Here is a 389-nt window from a genome sequence, read left to right as displayed (position 1 = left end):
GGATCCATTATCAATGTATCGTCAGTTGCTTCCGAAACCGCGTTAGATGGGTCAATCGCTTATGCAGCCAGTAAAGGGGGCGTAACCATGTGAACTGAACCCCGAATAGTGGACACTTAAAAAAAGTGGACCTATTCGGGGTTTTACTATTTTCAGAGTGGAGAAACCCCGTTATACTAACCTTACGATTTATGAACGGGAGAACATTATGAGTAACATTATTTTTAACGAACATCAACGCAGACTAATTGAAATGAATCCAAATGTCACATCAGTATCTGATCGTGCCATTCAATATACACCAGAGTTTAAATTGAAAGCTGTTCAGGAAAATTTACAAGGAAAAGGACCAAGCCAAATCTTTAGAGAAGCAGGATTTGATTTAGAGA

General features: G+C 39.1%; 1 protein-coding gene and 1 pseudogene. Both read left to right on the top strand.

The features are described from left to right. Positions 1–6: 6 nt before the first annotated feature. Positions 7–93 (top strand): hypothetical protein, encoded by an 87-nt coding sequence (locus R0J88_RS18950; RefSeq protein ID WP_410900720.1) that lies wholly within the window; start codon positions 7–9, stop codon positions 91–93. A gap of 115 nt (positions 94–208) precedes the next feature. Continuing rightward, positions 209–389: pseudogene (locus tag R0J88_RS18945) on the top strand (IS3 family transposase); the annotation flags it as partial.

The organism is Pseudoalteromonas sp. SIMBA_162 (genome assembly GCF_046535955.1).
GTDB lineage: Bacteria > Pseudomonadota > Gammaproteobacteria > Enterobacterales > Alteromonadaceae > Pseudoalteromonas > Pseudoalteromonas marina.
This window is presented reverse-complemented; position numbering and strand designations above follow the sequence as displayed.